16 protein-coding genes are annotated in these 16,970 nt (G+C 38.4%); 3 read left to right on the forward strand and 13 right to left on the reverse strand.

Annotation, left to right across the window (positions count from 1 at the left end; translation table 11 throughout):
* Nucleotides 1–12: 12 nt before the first annotated feature.
* From FC90_RS06325 to FC90_RS06355, 7 genes are all read right to left on the reverse strand, one after another.
* Nucleotides 13–318 carry a L7Ae/L30e/S12e/Gadd45 family ribosomal protein gene (locus FC90_RS06325; protein WP_057908423.1) on the reverse strand — a complete coding sequence of 102 codons (306 nt, stop codon included), beginning with the start codon at nt 316–318 and terminating at the stop codon, nt 13–15.
* Entirely contained in the window at nt 315–614 is a 300-nt protein-coding gene (gene rnpM / locus FC90_RS06330; RefSeq protein WP_057908424.1) for an RNase P modulator RnpM, read from the reverse strand. Before rnpM ends, FC90_RS06325 begins: the two co-directional genes overlap by 4 nt.
* Nucleotides 615–628: 14 nt before the next feature.
* The gene (gene nusA, locus FC90_RS06335) at nt 629–1,801 is read right to left on the reverse strand and encodes a transcription termination factor NusA (RefSeq protein WP_057908425.1); all 1,173 of its coding nucleotides are present in this window, start codon (nt 1,799–1,801) and stop codon (nt 629–631) included.
* An 18-nt stretch (nt 1,802–1,819) separates the two neighbouring features.
* On the reverse strand, nt 1,820–2,293 hold the full coding sequence (gene rimP / locus FC90_RS06340) for a ribosome maturation factor RimP (protein ID WP_057908426.1): 474 nt from the start codon (nt 2,291–2,293) through the stop codon (nt 1,820–1,822).
* Nucleotides 2,294–2,434: 141 nt separating this feature from the next.
* Complete coding sequence (locus FC90_RS06345; protein ID WP_057908427.1) at nt 2,435–3,445, reverse strand: 2-hydroxyacid dehydrogenase; 1,011 nt, start codon at nt 3,443–3,445, stop codon at nt 2,435–2,437.
* Nucleotides 3,446–3,460: 15 nt separating this feature from the next.
* A complete protein-coding gene (locus FC90_RS06350) occupies nt 3,461–4,501 on the reverse strand; it encodes an AEC family transporter (RefSeq protein WP_057908428.1) in 1,041 nt (346 codons plus the stop codon).
* 139 nt (nt 4,502–4,640) lie between these two features.
* Complete coding sequence (locus tag FC90_RS06355) at nt 4,641–5,999, reverse strand: glycoside hydrolase family 1 protein (RefSeq protein ID WP_057908429.1); 1,359 nt, start codon at nt 5,997–5,999, stop codon at nt 4,641–4,643.
* Between the two features lie 162 nt (nt 6,000–6,161).
* On the opposite strand from FC90_RS06355, the gene FC90_RS06360 reads away from it, so the two are divergent.
* Nucleotides 6,162–6,878, forward strand: a complete 717-nt coding sequence (locus FC90_RS06360) for a GntR family transcriptional regulator (protein ID WP_057908430.1) — start codon at nt 6,162–6,164, stop codon at nt 6,876–6,878.
* 33 nt (nt 6,879–6,911) lie between these two features.
* Nucleotides 6,912–7,262: a DUF2200 domain-containing protein gene (locus tag FC90_RS06365; protein ID WP_057908431.1), complete on the forward strand. Its 351-nt coding sequence runs from the start codon at nt 6,912–6,914 to the stop codon at nt 7,260–7,262.
* Between the two features lie 75 nt (nt 7,263–7,337).
* On the opposite strand, the gene FC90_RS06370 is transcribed toward FC90_RS06365, so the two are convergent.
* Both FC90_RS06370 and FC90_RS06375 read right to left on the reverse strand, forming a co-directional pair.
* Nucleotides 7,338–7,718: a hypothetical protein gene (locus FC90_RS06370; protein WP_057908432.1), complete on the reverse strand. Its 381-nt coding sequence runs from the start codon at nt 7,716–7,718 to the stop codon at nt 7,338–7,340.
* A gap of 24 nt (nt 7,719–7,742) precedes the next feature.
* The gene (locus tag FC90_RS06375) at nt 7,743–8,714 is read right to left on the reverse strand and encodes a restriction endonuclease (protein WP_057908433.1); all 972 of its coding nucleotides are present in this window, start codon (nt 8,712–8,714) and stop codon (nt 7,743–7,745) included.
* Between the two features lie 171 nt (nt 8,715–8,885).
* On the opposite strand from FC90_RS06375, the gene FC90_RS09320 reads away from it, so the two are divergent.
* On the forward strand, nt 8,886–10,052 hold the full coding sequence (locus FC90_RS09320; protein WP_057908434.1) for a restriction endonuclease subunit S: 1,167 nt from the start codon (nt 8,886–8,888) through the stop codon (nt 10,050–10,052).
* Nucleotides 10,053–10,094: 42 nt separating this feature from the next.
* Here the strand turns inward: FC90_RS09320 and FC90_RS06385 are convergent, their stop codons facing one another.
* The 4 genes from FC90_RS06385 to FC90_RS06400 form a co-directional block, all read right to left on the reverse strand.
* Entirely contained in the window at nt 10,095–11,018 is a 924-nt protein-coding gene (locus FC90_RS06385; RefSeq protein ID WP_057908435.1) for a site-specific integrase, read from the reverse strand.
* A gap of 86 nt (nt 11,019–11,104) precedes the next feature.
* A complete protein-coding gene (locus FC90_RS06390; protein ID WP_057908436.1) occupies nt 11,105–12,316 on the reverse strand; it encodes a restriction endonuclease subunit S in 1,212 nt (403 codons plus the stop codon).
* The gene (locus tag FC90_RS06395) at nt 12,317–13,867 is read right to left on the reverse strand and encodes a type I restriction-modification system subunit M (RefSeq protein ID WP_057908437.1); all 1,551 of its coding nucleotides are present in this window, start codon (nt 13,865–13,867) and stop codon (nt 12,317–12,319) included. It lies immediately after the preceding gene.
* A gap of 2 nt (nt 13,868–13,869) precedes the next feature.
* Nucleotides 13,870–16,887, reverse strand: a complete 3,018-nt coding sequence (locus tag FC90_RS06400; protein ID WP_057908438.1) for a type I restriction endonuclease subunit R — start codon at nt 16,885–16,887, stop codon at nt 13,870–13,872.
* Between the last annotated feature and the right edge of the window lie 83 nt (nt 16,888–16,970).

Below are 16,970 nucleotides of genomic sequence, written 5' to 3' on the forward strand. Positions count from 1 at the left end.
CACGCTCCTTTATTATCCCAGTAGCGTTATCATCTTTTTGGCAAACCCGGCATCAACAACCGCGATCGTAGCTCTATGTAATCCAATTGCTTGGGTTAACTGGGCTGCGGTGTACGCTTTGGTTGCCGGGATTTCGTAGAACTGACTCTTATCAGTCAATTTCTTCTGTGTTAGTTGGCTAATGTCTTGGCCGATAAAAACCAGTTTCGCTTTTTGCTGCTGAATGGCTTTTAAGACCTGCTCTTCACCACTAACCAGTTGCCTTGCTCTCATACAAATGCCTAAGAGTTGTAATAAACGGTCTGGTTGTTCACTCATTTTCGTACTCCAAATAATTCTTGACGGGCTTTTTGATGATCGACATATTCAAACAGTTCTGTGTAAAAATCAGCAGAAACCTCAATGCCAAACGTTTTTTCTAAAATTTGCTTGCTCTGAGCACGCTTGATGGCGTCAGGTTCTAGTGAAACATAGGCCCCGCGCCCCGACTTCTTACCAGTAGGATCAATACTGATTTCACCAGCAGCAGTCTTCACAATTCGCACCATTTCTTTTTTAGGCTTCATTTCTTGCGAAATAACGTCTTTTCTCATTGGTACTTTTCTTTGCTTCATCATGAACACCTCACTTATTCTTGTGGTTGTTCTTCAGAATCAACAGCAGAATCCGTTGCTTGGTCTTGGAAGCCTTCAACAGCCTCTGTTGTTTCTTCTTCAAAACCTTCAACGACTGCGCCATCATCTTCTGTGTCGTCTTCATCAACGAATTCAACTTCTGATTCAGGTTTAATATCAATCTTGTAGCCGGTTAATTTCGCAGCTAACCGGGCATTTTGACCTTTCTTACCGATTGCCAGTGACAATTGATAATCAGGGACGATAACGGTACATGTATGTTCGTTATCACCATTGAATTGAACAGCAATAACTTCGGCTGGATTCAAGGCATTGGCGATGTAATCGGAAGGATCTTCTTCCCACTTCACAATGTCCATATTTTCACCGTGTAATTCATTAACAACTAATTGAACTCGTTGCCCCTTAGGTCCAACACAAGTTCCAACAGGGTCGACATTCGGATCCGTTGAACGAACAGCCATCTTCGTCCGATCGCCAGCTTCACGAGCGATTGAAACAATCTCAACTGTACCATCATAGATTTCTGGGACTTCTTGTTCAAATAGTCGTTTTACTAAGTCAGGATGGGTCCGGCTGACAAAAACTTGTGGGCCTTTGGTTGTATTTTCAACCTTTGACACATAAACTTTAATCCGATCATGTGCTTGGTATTCCTCGTTGGGAATTTGATCTTGCTTGCTTAAAACTGCTTCGATCTTCCCTAAGTTAACATAGATAAATTTATTATCGCGACGTTCAACAATTCCTTGCATAATTTCGTTTTCATATTGGCTGTATTCATCATAAATAATACTTCTTTCAGCCTCACGAACCCGTTGCATAATGACTTGTTTCGCCGTTTGCGCAGCAATTCGTCCGAAATCTTTAGGCGTCACTTCAAACCGGATCTTATCGCCCACTTCGTATGCCTTATTAATTTCTAGAGCATCTTGGTAGCTCACTTCAAGCCGTGAATCAAATACTTCGTCAGTCACTTCTTTGACCGCATAGACATGAATATTGCCCTTCTTTTGGTCGAATTCAACTTCCACGTTTTGAGCCTGACCATAATTACGTTTATACGCCGAAACAAGTGCTGCTTCGAGGGCTTCGATGACAATCTCTTTTTTAACGCCTTTTTCTTGTTCTAGCGCATCAAGTGCACCTAACATTTCCTTGCTCATGTAACTAGCCTACCTTTACTAAAATTCAATTGCTAAGCGAGCTTTGGCAATTTCCTTACGATTAAACGTTATTTCTTTTTGGCGCGTTTTAATTTTAATGACTAACGTTAAGGTATCATCATCAAGGCCTTTTAATGTGCCTTGATAAATTTTCTCGCCATCAATAGCTTGGTATAGCGAGATATGAATGTATTTACCAAGCGCATTTTGAAAATCAGCGGTCTTCTTTAAAGGTCGCTCGGCGCCTGGTGATGAAACATCTAAGAAATAAGCCTGCGGAATTGGATCCGGGTCGATTGAATCCAGTTTCTCACTTAACGCATCGTTAACTAAGGCACAATCTTCAAGGTCAATACCATTTGGTTTATCAATGAAGACCCGCAGATACCAACTGCTGCCTTCTTTAACAAATTCAATGTCCACCAATTCAAAATGGTGTTGATCAAGAATCGGCACGATCAGATCGTGAACTGTTTCCACAACGGTACTCAAATGATTCCCTCCAATTCATTATTATAATTCAGATTAGACGTGCTCCAATAAAAAGAGTGAGCATTTCTGCTCACTCACTCTGAAGTATCTAAATACTAATAGTAATATACCATATTTTCCACATAAATACAAACAACCACTTTAATCGGTCGTCGTTGCAACGCGATTTTGTGTCTTACCCGTCGTCAAGATTTCATGGAAGTTTTCAAAACTAATTTCGACCATGTTCTTGAGGGCTTCATCAGTGTTCGAACCAACGTGTGGTGTCAACAAGACGCGCGGGTATAAATCAATCAATTCTTGGGTTGTCGCATCTGGGACCGGTTGGTCTTCTGGGAATTGCTTGAAGAAGATTTCACCTTCAGCTGGTAACACGTCAGCGGCAAATGCACCTAATTGGTCAGCTTTCAAAGCGTCGATAATTGCTCGGTTATCTTGCAATTGGCCACGCGCAGTATTGACCAAAATAGCGTCGTTTTTCATCTTGGCGATAAAATCAGCATTGATGAATTGGTCATTTTCCCCTGCAAAGTACGGAATATGCAAACTGACAATATCACTTTGCGCCAGTAATTCGTCCAAGCTAACAAAATCAAGGACTTCTTTAGCCCGTTCTGATGGATATACATCATACCCCACCACTTTGGCGCCTAAACCTTTGTATAACTTTGCTTCGGTATAACCGATTTTACCAGTCCCAATAATCCCCACGGTACAATTACGAACTTCTTTACTGAACATGACTGGGCTCACCCGAAAATCATGGTGGGCAGTCCGGTTCGTTGTGTATGTTGTATGGCGCAATAACGACATCCCTAACGTCAAGGCCAATTCAGCAATCGCGTTTGGTGAGTAAGCTGGGACGCGAGCCACTTCCATGTTGTACTTACCTGCTGCAGCCAAATCGATATGCCCGTAACCGACCGTTCGGGTAAACACGTAACGAATGCCGTAGTCATTCAATTGCGCTAAGTTTTGGGCATCAGCGATACAATTGGCACGTAATAAGACTGCGTCATGGCCTTTAGCCGTTGCGATATTGTCGTGCGTCAGTAAGTCTTCAATTAACGTTAAATCATAATCGTAGTTGTTATATTTATTGAACGTCGCCACTTCGTTGGGACGCACGCCGTAACAAGCAATTTTAAACATTTAATTTCCCTCTTCCTAGAAAATCCCGATTTGGTTGATCACTTCTAAAATCACTAACCAAACAGGTGTCATGACAACTGCTAAAACTGTTGATAATAAAGATGCGTTTGATGCTAAAATTGCATCTTTATCAAAACTGATTGCATACGCGGCTGCAACCGTTGCCGTTGGGGTCGCCATCATAATCACGATGGTTGCTAAACTGATGTAGCTGACCGGTAAAATATGGGTCATGGTTAAGATGGCCAATAATACGATATTTAAAGCAGGCACTAAAATCACTTTATTAATACTGTAGATCCACGATGTCTTGTCTGAAGCCGCATCTTTGAAACTGATTTCGCCAAGGGTGGTCCCAATGGCTAACCAAGCCAATGGTGAACATAAACCGGCTAAGTATGTCATCGGTTTGAACAACCATGGTGCCGTTTGATCAATTCGTAAGAAAGCTACTGAATGCCCAGCAACGGCCACTTGTGGTAATGCGCCTTGGACTAACCAGATGATTAACCCGGCAAAAGTGGCGATCACGATTGGATTTAAAAACATGTTTTTCAAGTTCTTCGATGCCATCTTCAAGCCACTCATCTTGATATAACCATATGAGTATAAGAAGACCCGGTAACCAATATTGAAGATGGAACTATACATCACGCCTTTAGCCCCAAAAACGGCCCCAACAATTGGAATCCCGAAGAACGTGGTTGAACCAAAGATCGTCAACACGCGTAATGTATCTTGTTGATCACCCTTAAAGCGTAAGTATAACGGTTTTGAAATTAAAATTAAAATAATATAGATCAAGAAGCCCCAAACTAAAACGTTGATGCCTTCTTTTAAAGTCTTCCCATTAATATCTTGCATGAATGAGTTGAATGCCAAAGCTGGTAAAGCAACCGTTAAAACGACTTTTGACAGAATCTTCCCAAATTTATCCGTGAAGATCTCGCGTTTGCGGCAGTAGAATCCTAATAAAATAATAAACACTGTCGACGTGATCGAACTCACAATATCCATGTTCGTAAACGTCTTCGTTAAAATATCGCCAATACTCATCTGTACTCTCCTCTGTTATAACATTTAGTCCGCTGTATTATAACACGGACAACTGGTATCGATTATAACAAGAATAAGTTTGAAATGAAATAGGTAAATAAAAAAGAGTGGCGAAAACCCCACTCCTTTTAAAAAACATTTAACACCGATACTTAGCAATCAAGTCTTTAAACCAATAAAAACTCTTCTTCGGCACACGTTGCATGTCCTTCAAATCATGATTCGTGCGGTTAACATAGACCATACCGTACCGTTTGCGCATGTCACCTTGTGAACTCAAAATATCAATTAAGCCCCAACCAAGATACCCAAGGACTTCAACGCCATCTTCGTGCATCGCATCAAATATTGCATCAATATGAGCTTGATGGTACTCAATCCGATAATCATCTTGAATTGGATTCTGACCATCCCATTCTTCTTGAACACCAATCCCATTTTCAATTGGGAAGACTGGTAACCGATACCGTTGGTACAACTTATTCAACACATCGCGGAAACCGAGCGGATCAATCTGCCAACCCCATTCTGTGGCATCAATGTAGGGATTCTTCTGCCCACCAAATTTAAGATAATCATTTGGGGCAGTCCCCGCTGGAATCTTCGCCGCATTAATGGTCGTCGAAGTATAATAACTAAAGCTTAAGAAGTCACTTGTCATTTGACGAATCGTTTCCAATTCACCCGGCAAAATATGCATATCGATCTGTGCGTTTTTGATAAATGTCAGCATTTCGTGTGAATACTGCCCCTTCGCATAACAGTCGAGTAACGTAAAGTTAATGAATTCATCCCACTTGCGCGCCGCTAAAATATCGGCCGGCTGACTCGTCGCCGGATAAACTTCACTATATGCCAGCATCCCCCCGATTTGTGCATCAGTTGTTTCATGGATGTAATTACAAATCGTCGCGTGGGCAACCATCACATTATGCGCAATCTGATACAATTCCGCCGTGGTTTGGTCACCCTTTAAATAACCACTAATTCTGAAAGCTTCCGGTTGATGATAGAGATTCTGTTCATTGAACGAAATCCAATACTTGACCTTCTCCGCGAACCGATCAACCATCTCTTTGCCAAAACGAATAAACGCATCTAACACGTGCTTATTCATCAAACCATTGTATTCCTCTGCCAAATGCAACGGCATATCAAAGTGGTACAAACAAATCATCGGTTCGATTCCGCGCGCTAACAAGGCATCAATTAGCCGATCATAATACTGAATTCCAGCTTCATTGAAACTGCCATCTCCATCATTAACCACCCGCGACCACGAAATCTGGAAACGATACATATTCATCCCCATCGCTTGCATGTAGTCGAAATCTTCCGTGTAATGGTGATAATTATCATTGGCAAAATGCCAATCACTCGCATATTCACTCGCTTCGCGGATATCATAAACCGATAAACTCTTACCGTCTTCATTCCAGCCGCCTTCCGTTTGCATGCTGGAAACTGAGTTGCCCCAGAAAAATTGTTTGTCTGTCATTTTCAGTCACCTCTGATTATCTTGTAATCGATTACATCTTCACTGTAACCGATTATCGCGCCAAATGGAATCCTGACTCATCGTTATTCAGCGACTTTGATAACCAATTGGTTTACATACTATCGATTCTGAATTATGATGACTTTAAAAAAGGAGGTTGCCATGGCTCAATATCAATCAATCGCAAACGACATTCGCAATCAAATCATCCGCGGCGACTACCAACAAGGCGACCAATTACCAATTCAAACCGAACTTGCAACCCAGTACGCCACCAGTCGCGTGACAATTCAAAAAGCACTCGATTTACTACAAATTGAAGGTGTGATCTACGGTAAAAAAGGCGTTGGCACCTTTGTCACTGAACAATTTTCACTCTACGACAATGCCGTGCAAGACTACATGGGGCTCACCAAACATTACGCGCAGCTTGGTACGATTGAAAGCAAACTGATTTCATTTGAAGTTCGCTTCCCCGATGAAACGGAACAACTCAAGCTAAGAATCGGTAAAAATGATTCTGTCTATGATATTATTCGTTTAAGAATGCTCGACGGGACACCGCTCATGTTGGAATACACGATCATGCCGATTTGCGTGATTCCCGGCATTAATAAAAGGATCCTCAAATCATCAATCTACAGCCACATCACTAAACAACTCGGTTTAACGATCGGCCCCTCAGTCCGCCGGATTCGCGCCGATAAATCCGACGCCTACGATCAAAAATACATCGACTGCGCCAGCACCGACCCCGTCCTAGAAGTCGACCAAGTCGTCTACCTCGACAACGGCACCCCGTTTGAATACTCACAAACGCGCCACCGCTACGACAAAGTCGACTTCACCGCCACCAACTTAGAACATCGACTGATGTAAACTAAACCATTTACAAATTAGGAGGCCCCCACTATGCCCAGAACCAGCATCTTCAACATGTCCCTCAATAAAATCTACCCAATGCTCGTCCAAAAAGCCGAACGCAAAAAGCGCACCCAAGCCGAAGTCAATCAGATTATCTGCTGGCTAACCGGCTACTCACAAACCGAACTCGATGCCCAACTCGCAAAAGATATCCCCTACCAAACGTTCTTCGAGGAAGCTCCTCAAATGAATCCGAATTGCGTTCTCATCACCGGCGTGGTTTGTGGTGTCCGTGTGGAAGATATTGAAGATCCGCTGATGCAGAAAATTCGCTGGTTGGATAAGTTGGTGGATGAATTGGCTAAGGGGAAGGCGATGGAGAAGATACTACGAGAATAACTAAAGCACTCATAAAAATAAAGCCTTAAGGATTAGCTTGAAAAACTAATCCCTAAGGCTTTATTCATTACACATCTAATCTTTTAAAAACTGTTGTCGAACTGGTTTAAACAAATTTCTAACTGTCCCAAAGCGGAGTGGATAATCATTAGAACCACCAGACTCAATCACTGTTCCGTCCGCATAGGTCGCGGTTACTGACCATTGCTCACCATCAATGATAGACTCGTTAATATAATAGTCAGCCCACTTCGGAAGTTGCAATCTCGCAAGTCGATTACGAACTCGACGGATAGTATCTGCATCCAATTGAAGCCTAACCACTTCTCGATGGATAAATTCATCCGTTACCATCCTGCCAATCATCAGACTAGTTTCTAAATCGAGACTATATACTTCATGCGGGCCAAAATAACCATGACTTGCGAATTCAAATTTGACGAGTGGATTGCGCATTGAAAATCAGCTCCATTTCATTGACTAATCATCTTCAATAAAAAAGTCTTCATCGATATCAAATGTTGTATATTGCTTCTTAACATTCACACCAACTTGGTATTGCAGCATCAGGTCGCTCAACCGTATGCCATTAATCAATACAATATGCTGGTTCTTTGCATACTCAATTGCACCATTCGAGAAATTAGAGGTTGTTATAAAAACGCCACGGTCTGAGCCAAAGCCACTCAACGCTCCAAAGAATGCCTGCATCTCATTTCGGCCAACGTTGTTTCCCACTTGATGCCTTTTAGCTTGAATATAAACCGTACTAGTTCCCAAGGCATCCTGATTAATAATACCATCGATACCGCTATCATTACTCTTTTGTGTCACAAAAGCTTGCCCGTTTGTTCCTTTATATCCCATTGCACTTAGTAATTCGACAACTAATTTTTCGAAGAAGTATGGTGTTCCTTTACGAATGCGATCAAGTAAATCAATACTAACGGTGTCATTATAGTCCTTTACAATAGAGTCTACAGTTTGTATCGGTTCAACCGAATCTGAATTATCCGTCGACTGACTATCTTCAGTTTTTTCAAGATTCCCTTTTTGTTTTAACTCGTCTTGGTGTTGGATAAATTGTGGTAGCTTGTGGATTATCTCAGAAGTTAACTTACCGCCGTATTGCTCGAGTAATTGTTTACCCAACGGTGTAATTAAATAGAATCCCCTTTTTGGCCGTTCTATTAAACCACCAATTGTTAATTCTGAAATAGGAAATGTCGTTCGACTATCTATAATATTGACGTCAGGGTATTTTTCTGACTTTAACTGGCGTAGATTATCAGGCAATTGCAAACTGTTTACAATTGCCTCCGAAAACTCTTTTCGGCTAATCGCAGATGACTGTTTACTAGCAACAGATAATGCAACTGGCAACATTGCATCCCAAGTTGGTAGTCCATGTTTGCATAGCTTTAAGTTCTTATAATCAGTTTCAATTGTCATCTAAGTAACACTCCTATTTAATCAATAATTCTATCTAGTTTTATTTTACGCTAAATCACAAAGAAATAATATATTTGCCCTTAAAAATGCTATCGCTGTGTATAAGAAAGCATTTATTCAAATAACAGTAATAAATATTAGTCTAAATAGCGTTTACGGATTTTGTCAACCATGTCTATCGATTGGGAACAAGGTGAGTTTACAGCTTTATTAAATAAAAAAGATGGCATTCGAAGAGGTCCTTTTGGAAGTGCTCTAAAAAAAGAATTTTTCGTCGCAAAGAGTGATTATGTAGTGTATGAGCAACAGAATGCTATCTATCGAAACTTTAAAGCCAGATATAATATTACGAAAGAGAAATTTGATGAACTTAATAAATTTCAATTAAAACCGGATGATTTTATCATGAGTGGTGCCGGAACCATCGGGAAAATCGCTAGAGTGCCCAAAAAAATAAAACCTGGTATCTTCAATCAGGCTTTAATCCGATTTAGAATAAACTCTGAAAAGGCCGATTCAGAGTATTTTATTCAATTTGTACGAGCAAATTTTATGCAAAAAAAGTTAACGGGAACTAATCCGGGATCTGCAATAACAAATTTAGTACCTATGTCTGAGGTGAAAAAATGGAAAATCCTATTTCCTAATATTACAGAACAACATCGACTTGGAAAATTCCTAAAAAACATAGATAAAGCTATAACACTTCAGCAGCGTAAGTTGGAGCTGCTTAAAAAGTTGAAACGTGGATATCTGCAGCAAGTACTGCCAGCCAAGAATGAATTTATTCCTAATATAAGATTTGTTAATTATTTCAACGATTGGAAGTATATAACGCTATCAGATCTCTTTAAATATGAACAACCAGCAGAGTATATAGTAAAATCTACAGCTTACGATGTTAACTTTAAAATCCCTGTCTTAACCGCTGGAAAAAGTTTTATTCTTGGATATACCGATGAAAAATTTGGAATAAAGCTTGCCTCATCAGATGCTCCTGCTATTATTTTTGATGATTTTACTGTTAGTTCACATTTTGTAGATTTCCCTTTTAAAGTAAAAAGCTCAGCGTTAAAAATATTAAGTTTACAAAACAACCAAAATAACTTTTACTTTGCATATAATATTTTAAAGAGAATAAATTACAAACCACAAAACCATTCTCGACATTGGATATCAAAATTTTCGCAATTTAGCGTAGCTATACCAACTCCTGATGAGCAACAAAATATTGGTAACTTTATAAAAATAATCGATAATACGTTGCTCCTTCAGGAAGATAAAATAAAAAAAATAATTGACTTGAAAAAGGGATACCTTCAAAAATTATTCTTATAGATAACTAAGCAAAAAGGTCGCGAAAATTCGCGGCCTTTTTGTTTAGTTCAGTGTCATCAAGCACTGCATTATTTTGTCGTTATCTTTACTATCAAGCTCTTTGATAATATGCAGATATGTTTTTTGCGTGGTTGTCATATTAGCATGGCCAAGTCTTTTAGCCACTGATGCTAGTGAAACACCCGCATATAGCAAAATTGAAGCGTGTGTATGTCTGAGGCCATGCACACTAATGACAGGAATCTGTGCTTGTTTACATTTACGTTCTAGATAATGATTCGCTGTATCATTATGTGTTCGGCGTGTTCTGTCGATGAAAATTGGTTCCTTTTCGGGTAAATCTTTAATTAAATGTGCGAACTGAGTTGCGATTTGCCAGTCTAATGAAATTTTTCGAACTGACGACTGATTCTTAGTTGATTGAAAACCACCTCGGTAATGTTTATAATTCCATGTTTTATCGATTGTTAATTGTTGTGTTCTAAAATCAAAGTCCGATGGTGTCAGTCCTAGTGCTTCACCGAAACGCAACCCTGTTTTAGCGAGTAATAGAATGAAGTAATCCCAGTTAACCTCGTCTTCTAGATTCAAGACACCAAAAAGTCGGCGCAACTCACCCTGATTAAGATATTTCATCTTATGGCGCCTTTGGACAACGCCCTTGATAATCGCCTTACGCGTCGGATCTTTCTTCAAATAACCTTCATCAAGTGCATCGTAGATTGCCGATTTTAACTGATGATGAAAATCCATCGTCGTTTGATGTTCATGCGTCGCAGCATAATCGTTTAATAATTGCTGATAGGCTCGCCGATCTAAGTCTGACAATAATAGCGTAGGTGCAAGATTTTTAATCTGCCGTTGCGTTAATTCATATTTATCATAAGTAACCTGCTTAATTGCGCCGCGCTTGTATAACACCATCCATTCTTCAAAGTATTCGTGAAAAAGATATTTTCTCCGCATAACTAACCACTCCCATATAAAATATAGTGACCAATTTTGGTCACTATCAAAGTATAAATAAATGGTCGTTAATTAACGAATTTTGTTTAAGGGAAGAGTTTTTGGAGATAGGATTGTTTTAAAATTTTTAGTTTTTCCACTTTAGACTGCTGGAGTGTTATAGTTTGATCGAGTTTTTGAAAAAAATTTCCAATTTTTTTTTGTTCAGTTATTTCTTTTGGGACGTAAAATCTTGCTTCTTTAACATCATTAGAGTTAATTGATTCAAATGTTGACCCTGAACTGATTCTCTCCCAGTATCCTGAGTATTTTATTTTCTCCAATAAATAATAAATGAAGTCTGTTCCTTTAACGCTAGCAACCCCTCGTCCTATAACTACGGTATATTTTGTTTTAGCCACATCTCCAACAGGTGCACGTACACTTAATAATAAATCTCCTTTTTGTGCAATTTTAGTTACTTGTGTTGTCCAAACTCTGGGATAGACTTCACCATTTTTTATATCCGCATTACCTTGTACTAAAATCCAGTCATTAGGATTGTCAGTGTAATTTTCCGATTTGGGTGACTGCCCCATTGTAATTTTTGCAATGCCACTTAACTTATTTTGTTTCCAATCACCTTTAAATTTGCTGAATCTTAATTGAGGAGTAGGCTGACCTGTAGAAGGAAACATTTGTTGTAAATATCCCCGTTTCATTTTCTTAAGCAGCTCCAACTTACGCTGCTGAAGTGCAATAGTATGATCCAATTTTTGAAAGAAGTCTCCGATTTTTTCTTGTTCTTTAAAATCAGATACCACTGATATAATCAATTTATTTAGATCCGGTAGATTTACAGACTGAACAGTCGTTCCGGTTTTAATGATTTTCTTTAAAATATATGCTTCTTTCGATTGGAGTTCAGCGACAAAAAAATTTACGTTTAATTTGGATTGATCAAAAAGCAAAGCTTTGATATCTTGATTAATTGCAACATCAATAGTCGGTATGCTTAAAGGAAATCGCTTAGCTAATATTCCACTTCTAGTAACAATTAATGGGGTTCCAGCATCTACCATTCTAGTTTTATTATCAATAATCGCCTTTTTTGTTATCGTATATGTTCCATTTGAGACGTATTTATTCTTGATTTCTTGTGACGACAACCAGACTATATTTCCATTCCAATACTCCGGGTTATCTTTGAAAGGTGTTGCCCCACCAATTAATTTAATTTTGGATTGAAATTCCACTTGTTCCCAATCGTCAGTAAAGCCTCTAAACCGGAGTTCTGGTTGCTTTTTTTGCTCCTTCATTTAATCAGACTCCTTTTTCGTTGATACGAGCTGTGCTTCCATTTCTGAAAATTCTTTTTCTAATTTTGCAATTTCTAAATCGATGGCTGCAATTTCTTTTTTGACCTCATCAATATCGATTGGTTCTTCTTCTTCGAAAGTATCGACATAACGCGGTATATTAAGGTTAAAATCGTTTTCTTTTATTTCATCAAAAGTTGCGACATGGGCATATTTTTCAACATTTTCCCTATTCTCGTATGCAGCAATAATTTTCTCAATATCTTCTTGGCGGATTTTATTGCTATTCTTTTGCTTCTCAAAATCATTTGAAGCATCAATAAATAACACATCATCTGCTACTCGATTTTTTTCTAAAATAATAATAATCGTTGGAATACTTGTATTCGTAAAAATCTTAGCCGGTAATCCAATAACAGCAGAGATATTATGATTATTTAGTAATTGTTCACGAATTTTACCTTCCGCAGCACCTCTAAATAAAACACCATGTGGCAATACGATTGCCATTCGCCCGTCTTGTTTTAAATGATAAAGACTGTGTAGTAAAAACGCAAAATCAGCTTTTGATTTAGGTGCGACTCCCATTCTAAAGCGTGGATCATCTTCTCGGTTCGTATTATCCCAATTTTGAGAATATGGTGGATTTGCCATAACAGCATCAAACATTCTTGGTGTATCAACACCATCAACCACACCGTCCGGCCAATCACTATTTAATGTATCGGCATTGTGAAGCTTAATATCGTTATATTCAACGCCGTTCATGATTAGATTCATTCTCGCTAAGTTATACGTTGCTGTAATCAATTCTTGACCATAATACTTGATTGCGCCACGTGTCCCTGCATTTTTCATATACGATGCAGTTGTTAATAACAATGATCCTGACCCCATCGCTGGGTCATATAAACTGTAAGACTCCATATCTTCACGACCGCTTGTTAAAATTCGGGCCATAATATCTGAAACTTCATGTGGCGTATAGAATTCCCCGGCTTTAGCACCTGAATTTGCGGCAAACATCCCAATTAAATATTCATATAAATCACCAAGGACGTCTGAATCTTCATCCATTTCAATCTGATTAATCAGATTAATCCAATCAATCATCGTAGCCGTTCTAGTTTGTGCATTATTCCCCAAACCACTTGAGGTTAAATCCATATCTGAAAAAATACCCGCAAAGTTAATTCGTGCATCAATTCGTACGCCTTGTTCAAATCGAGTCAAGGCATCTGAAACCATCATTATATTAAATTTATCTTCAGTGATTGCTTGTTGCCAGTCAGAAAACATATCACCTGGTTGGATCACATAACCTAATTTTTTCTGCATGAAATCAGCAGCTCTTGTTGGATCTTGTTGCCAGATATCGTTCCATGATTCCCCACGCGAGACACTTTCTAACCAGCCTTGCGCTTTTTCTGAGAGAAACTTATAAAACATAACTCCAAAAATGTAATCTTTATACTGTGAAGGTGAAATTTTTCCTCTAGTTTCATTTAATGTTTTCCAAATAATTGCTTTTTTATCACTGGTTAATGCCATTCTTATTCTCCTAGGTATTGATTATTAGATAACGATTCGTATAACTTCATTAATTCATCTTCAAAATCCGCTGTCTCAAAAAAACCAATATTTTCTTTCGTTTCTATTTCTTGTAATTTATCATTTAGTTTTGGATTATCATTCAACCCAACACTTGGTAAATATAACTCATAGGCCTCATAAATAATGTTGCCGTTGTAGTTTTTATCCGCCGACCAACGTCTAATTTTTAATTCTTCCTGATTAGAGCGGATTTTTTTACGTGTTGCTTTTAGGCTTTCAGTATCAAAGTGCTTTTGATAAGTACCGTCTTCAATTCCATCTAACACTTCATTAATTTCATTTCGTCCGTTCTCATCCATTGAGACAATATGATCCTCAACCGATTTTCGATTTTCTTCAATCGTTACATCGATATATTGGTTCAAAAGATCAACTAGTGCGTCATAATCGATAATTTCATTTGCATAAGCTTGAATTGAAATCTTGATATGACTCAGATTGACTTTTATTTCATCTGGGAGAGTCTCATTAACGTCATTTAGTCGTGCTTGAAAGGCACTGAATTCATCAACATTCGTTATCGGTAATGTTATTTTTTCACCTGTCTCCTTACCATTTTGATCCAACCTATCAACTTCCGTTCCAATGACATAGCCACCTTGAATTAACCTTTGTACCTTATGATTTATCTCTGCACCCAATGTGACAAACTCTTGTTTTTCCTTTTCAGAACGAGGTATCTGTGAAAAATCATCCCCGCTTAATTCCTTCAAGCGCTTAATCTGTGGTGCTAATTTTTCAATTTGAGTCGCTGGTTTCGGTGCTAAAATTTTTTTATTAAATAGATCTTGTTGTTCACTCTCATCCGGGTCTTTTTCCGAATCGCTGGCACTATCATTGCCACCCTTTGTATAGATAACCAATGCACGCTTAACATTTTCCTCCATCACTTCACCTTTTCGATAAAAACGAACCTTACCGTGTGGCTTTGCGTTTCGGTTGATTGTTCGGTTAGTTCTCGACATTGCTTGAATTAACATGCCTTCTTTTAAAATTTTATCCATATAAATAATATTAAGATATTTTGAATCAAATCCTGTCAATAGCTGATCAGAAACAATAATTAAATCCAATCGATCTTGATCATTATTACGATTGTATGGCTTCTTCCTTGCAATTCGCTTGGATAGATCATTTAAATACAATCTTTCCGGATCGTTAGATTCTAAGAAATTCTGTGTTCCATAAAATTCAGAATAGTTTTCCATTGCATCTTTCAAAGACTGTTGTAAATTTGAAGTTCCTGCGCCGTTATCCTCATCACGAGAATATGTCATTGCGACTCGTAAATTAGGGGCAAGCTTCCGAAATAAATTATAATAAGCTGCAACTGCTTGCTTACCCGACACAGCAAAAATTCCTTGAAATTGATTTGGCTTTCTAACCCCCATTTCAATTGGTCCTGCTGATGTATCCTGCCAATGATCCACAATATCTTGAACAACAGATTGACGATATGGCAAACTCGTATATAATTCTTTTTCTAATTCTTGCTCTGTTAAATCATCTTGTTTATCAATTTCTGCCTGTGATTGATAATACGTCACATCAAATCCCAATACATTGCCGTCACCAATTGCATCCTTAATGGTATAACGATGTAATCTTGGTCCAAAAATGTCATGCGTCGAAATATTCTTTGATGTTGTCACATCATTGATTTCATCACTATAAAAGTTAGGTGTTCCAGTAAATCCGAACCACGTTGTGTTTGGTAAAGCAGTCTTAATTCGTTTGACAGAATCGCCACTAGCTGATCGATGTGCTTCATCCATCAAAATGACCATCCGATCGTCAGACGTAAATTTACCAGACTTAACCGCCTTATCTAATCCCTGAACCGTGATTAAATAGATATGTGACGCATCATTTCTACTCAATTCACGTTTTAATTGATGACCATTGACTACTTTAATGCGCTTTTTAAACGTTGTATAAGCATAAGCCTTAAAGTTTTCAAATGTTTGATTAACCAAATCTACCCGATCAACAACAAATAAAACATTTCGAACTTTTGGCATCGAAGCTAGTAGTTGGGCAACCTTAAATGAAGTTACAGTCTTACCTGACCCCGTCGTATGCCAGATGTAGCCGCCACCCTTTTCAACAAAATTATTCGCATTCATTTGTTTCATTCTGTCCAAAATTGCGCGCGTTGCTTGAATTTGATAAGAACGCATGACCATCAAATTATCATTAGCTGCATCCGGAATCATATTAACAGTCACTAACCGATGTAGTGCAGGAATATCTATTACTTGATGGATAAATTCCATCGTATCGGTAATATCGGCTCCATGATTGTCCCGCCAGCCAAATACAAAATCTTTATTGTAAGCTTCGGCTGTCGGATTCTTTGGTCGTGCAAAATAATGTGCTGAATGTTGCGAAAGAATAAATTGCACCTGTACAAATGAAAATAAGCCTTCATACATCCCATCACCCGCATATTTCTGGAACTGTTCAAAGGCATTCCACTGGTTTTGTAAGGATTCATCTTTTTCTTCGATATGAGCGACTGGAAGTCCATTAATCAACAAGAGAATATCAACACGTCTTTTTTTGCTGAGCGTAAACGGTAATTTATCAAATGTAATTTGATTAACTACTTCGTATTGAGACCTGCCTCCCGCTACTTCATCACCATAAAAAATTTCAATTTCTAATTGTGATCCGTCATCCCGCATTAATGGGATTGTTCCAATTCCACCGGCACCTGCTAACATCAATTGTGAATCGTATGGTGTCTTATTTTTATTTAATTCTGTTACCAAGGACTGAAACTCATCGTCACTTAATAATTTATTATCTAACTTAATTCGATTATTTCGATTGATAATGTCCCGCCAATGTTGATAAAGAACATCGGTATTCTTATTTGATAAATCTTTTCGGTAGTCCCATCCTTCATCTTGCAATTTCGTAATTACAGCATTTTCAAATTTATCTTCAGCCATTAGACGCATCCCCGTATCCTAAATATTTAAGCTAAACTCAATAAATACAGCCTAATTATAACAAAGTTAAGATGTATTACTAT

The sequence above is a fragment of the Latilactobacillus graminis DSM 20719 genome (assembly GCF_001436415.1).
Taxonomy (GTDB): Bacteria; Bacillota; Bacilli; order Lactobacillales; family Lactobacillaceae; genus Latilactobacillus; species Latilactobacillus graminis.

Excerpts from the sequence above, each read along its gene's own strand:
- FC90_RS06325 (WP_057908423.1), bottom strand. The coding sequence starts at position 318 with ATGAGTGAACAACCAGACCGTTTATTACAACTCTTAGGCATTTGTATG.
- rnpM (WP_057908424.1), bottom strand. The coding sequence starts at position 614 with ATGAAGCAAAGAAAAGTACCAATGAGAAAAGACGTTATTTCGCAAGAA.
- nusA (WP_057908425.1), bottom strand. The coding sequence starts at position 1,801 with ATGAGCAAGGAAATGTTAGGTGCACTTGATGCGCTAGAACAAGAAAAA.
- FC90_RS06345 (WP_057908427.1), bottom strand. The coding sequence starts at position 3,445 with ATGTTTAAAATTGCTTGTTACGGCGTGCGTCCCAACGAAGTGGCGACG.
- FC90_RS06350 (WP_057908428.1), bottom strand. The coding sequence starts at position 4,501 with ATGAGTATTGGCGATATTTTAACGAAGACGTTTACGAACATGGATATT.
- FC90_RS06355 (WP_057908429.1), bottom strand. The coding sequence starts at position 5,999 with ATGACAGACAAACAATTTTTCTGGGGCAACTCAGTTTCCAGCATGCAA.
- FC90_RS06360 (WP_057908430.1), top strand. The coding sequence starts at position 6,162 with ATGGCTCAATATCAATCAATCGCAAACGACATTCGCAATCAAATCATC.
- FC90_RS06365 (WP_057908431.1), top strand. The coding sequence starts at position 6,912 with ATGCCCAGAACCAGCATCTTCAACATGTCCCTCAATAAAATCTACCCA.
- FC90_RS06370 (WP_057908432.1), bottom strand. The coding sequence starts at position 7,718 with ATGCGCAATCCACTCGTCAAATTTGAATTCGCAAGTCATGGTTATTTT.
- FC90_RS06375 (WP_057908433.1), bottom strand. The coding sequence starts at position 8,714 with ATGACAATTGAAACTGATTATAAGAACTTAAAGCTATGCAAACATGGA.
- FC90_RS09320 (WP_057908434.1), top strand. The coding sequence starts at position 8,886 with ATGTCTATCGATTGGGAACAAGGTGAGTTTACAGCTTTATTAAATAAA.
- FC90_RS06385 (WP_057908435.1), bottom strand. The coding sequence starts at position 11,018 with ATGCGGAGAAAATATCTTTTTCACGAATACTTTGAAGAATGGATGGTG.
- FC90_RS06390 (WP_057908436.1), bottom strand. The coding sequence starts at position 12,316 with ATGAAGGAGCAAAAAAAGCAACCAGAACTCCGGTTTAGAGGCTTTACT.
- FC90_RS06395 (WP_057908437.1), bottom strand. The coding sequence starts at position 13,867 with ATGGCATTAACCAGTGATAAAAAAGCAATTATTTGGAAAACATTAAAT.
- FC90_RS06400 (WP_057908438.1), bottom strand. The coding sequence starts at position 16,887 with ATGGCTGAAGATAAATTTGAAAATGCTGTAATTACGAAATTGCAAGAT.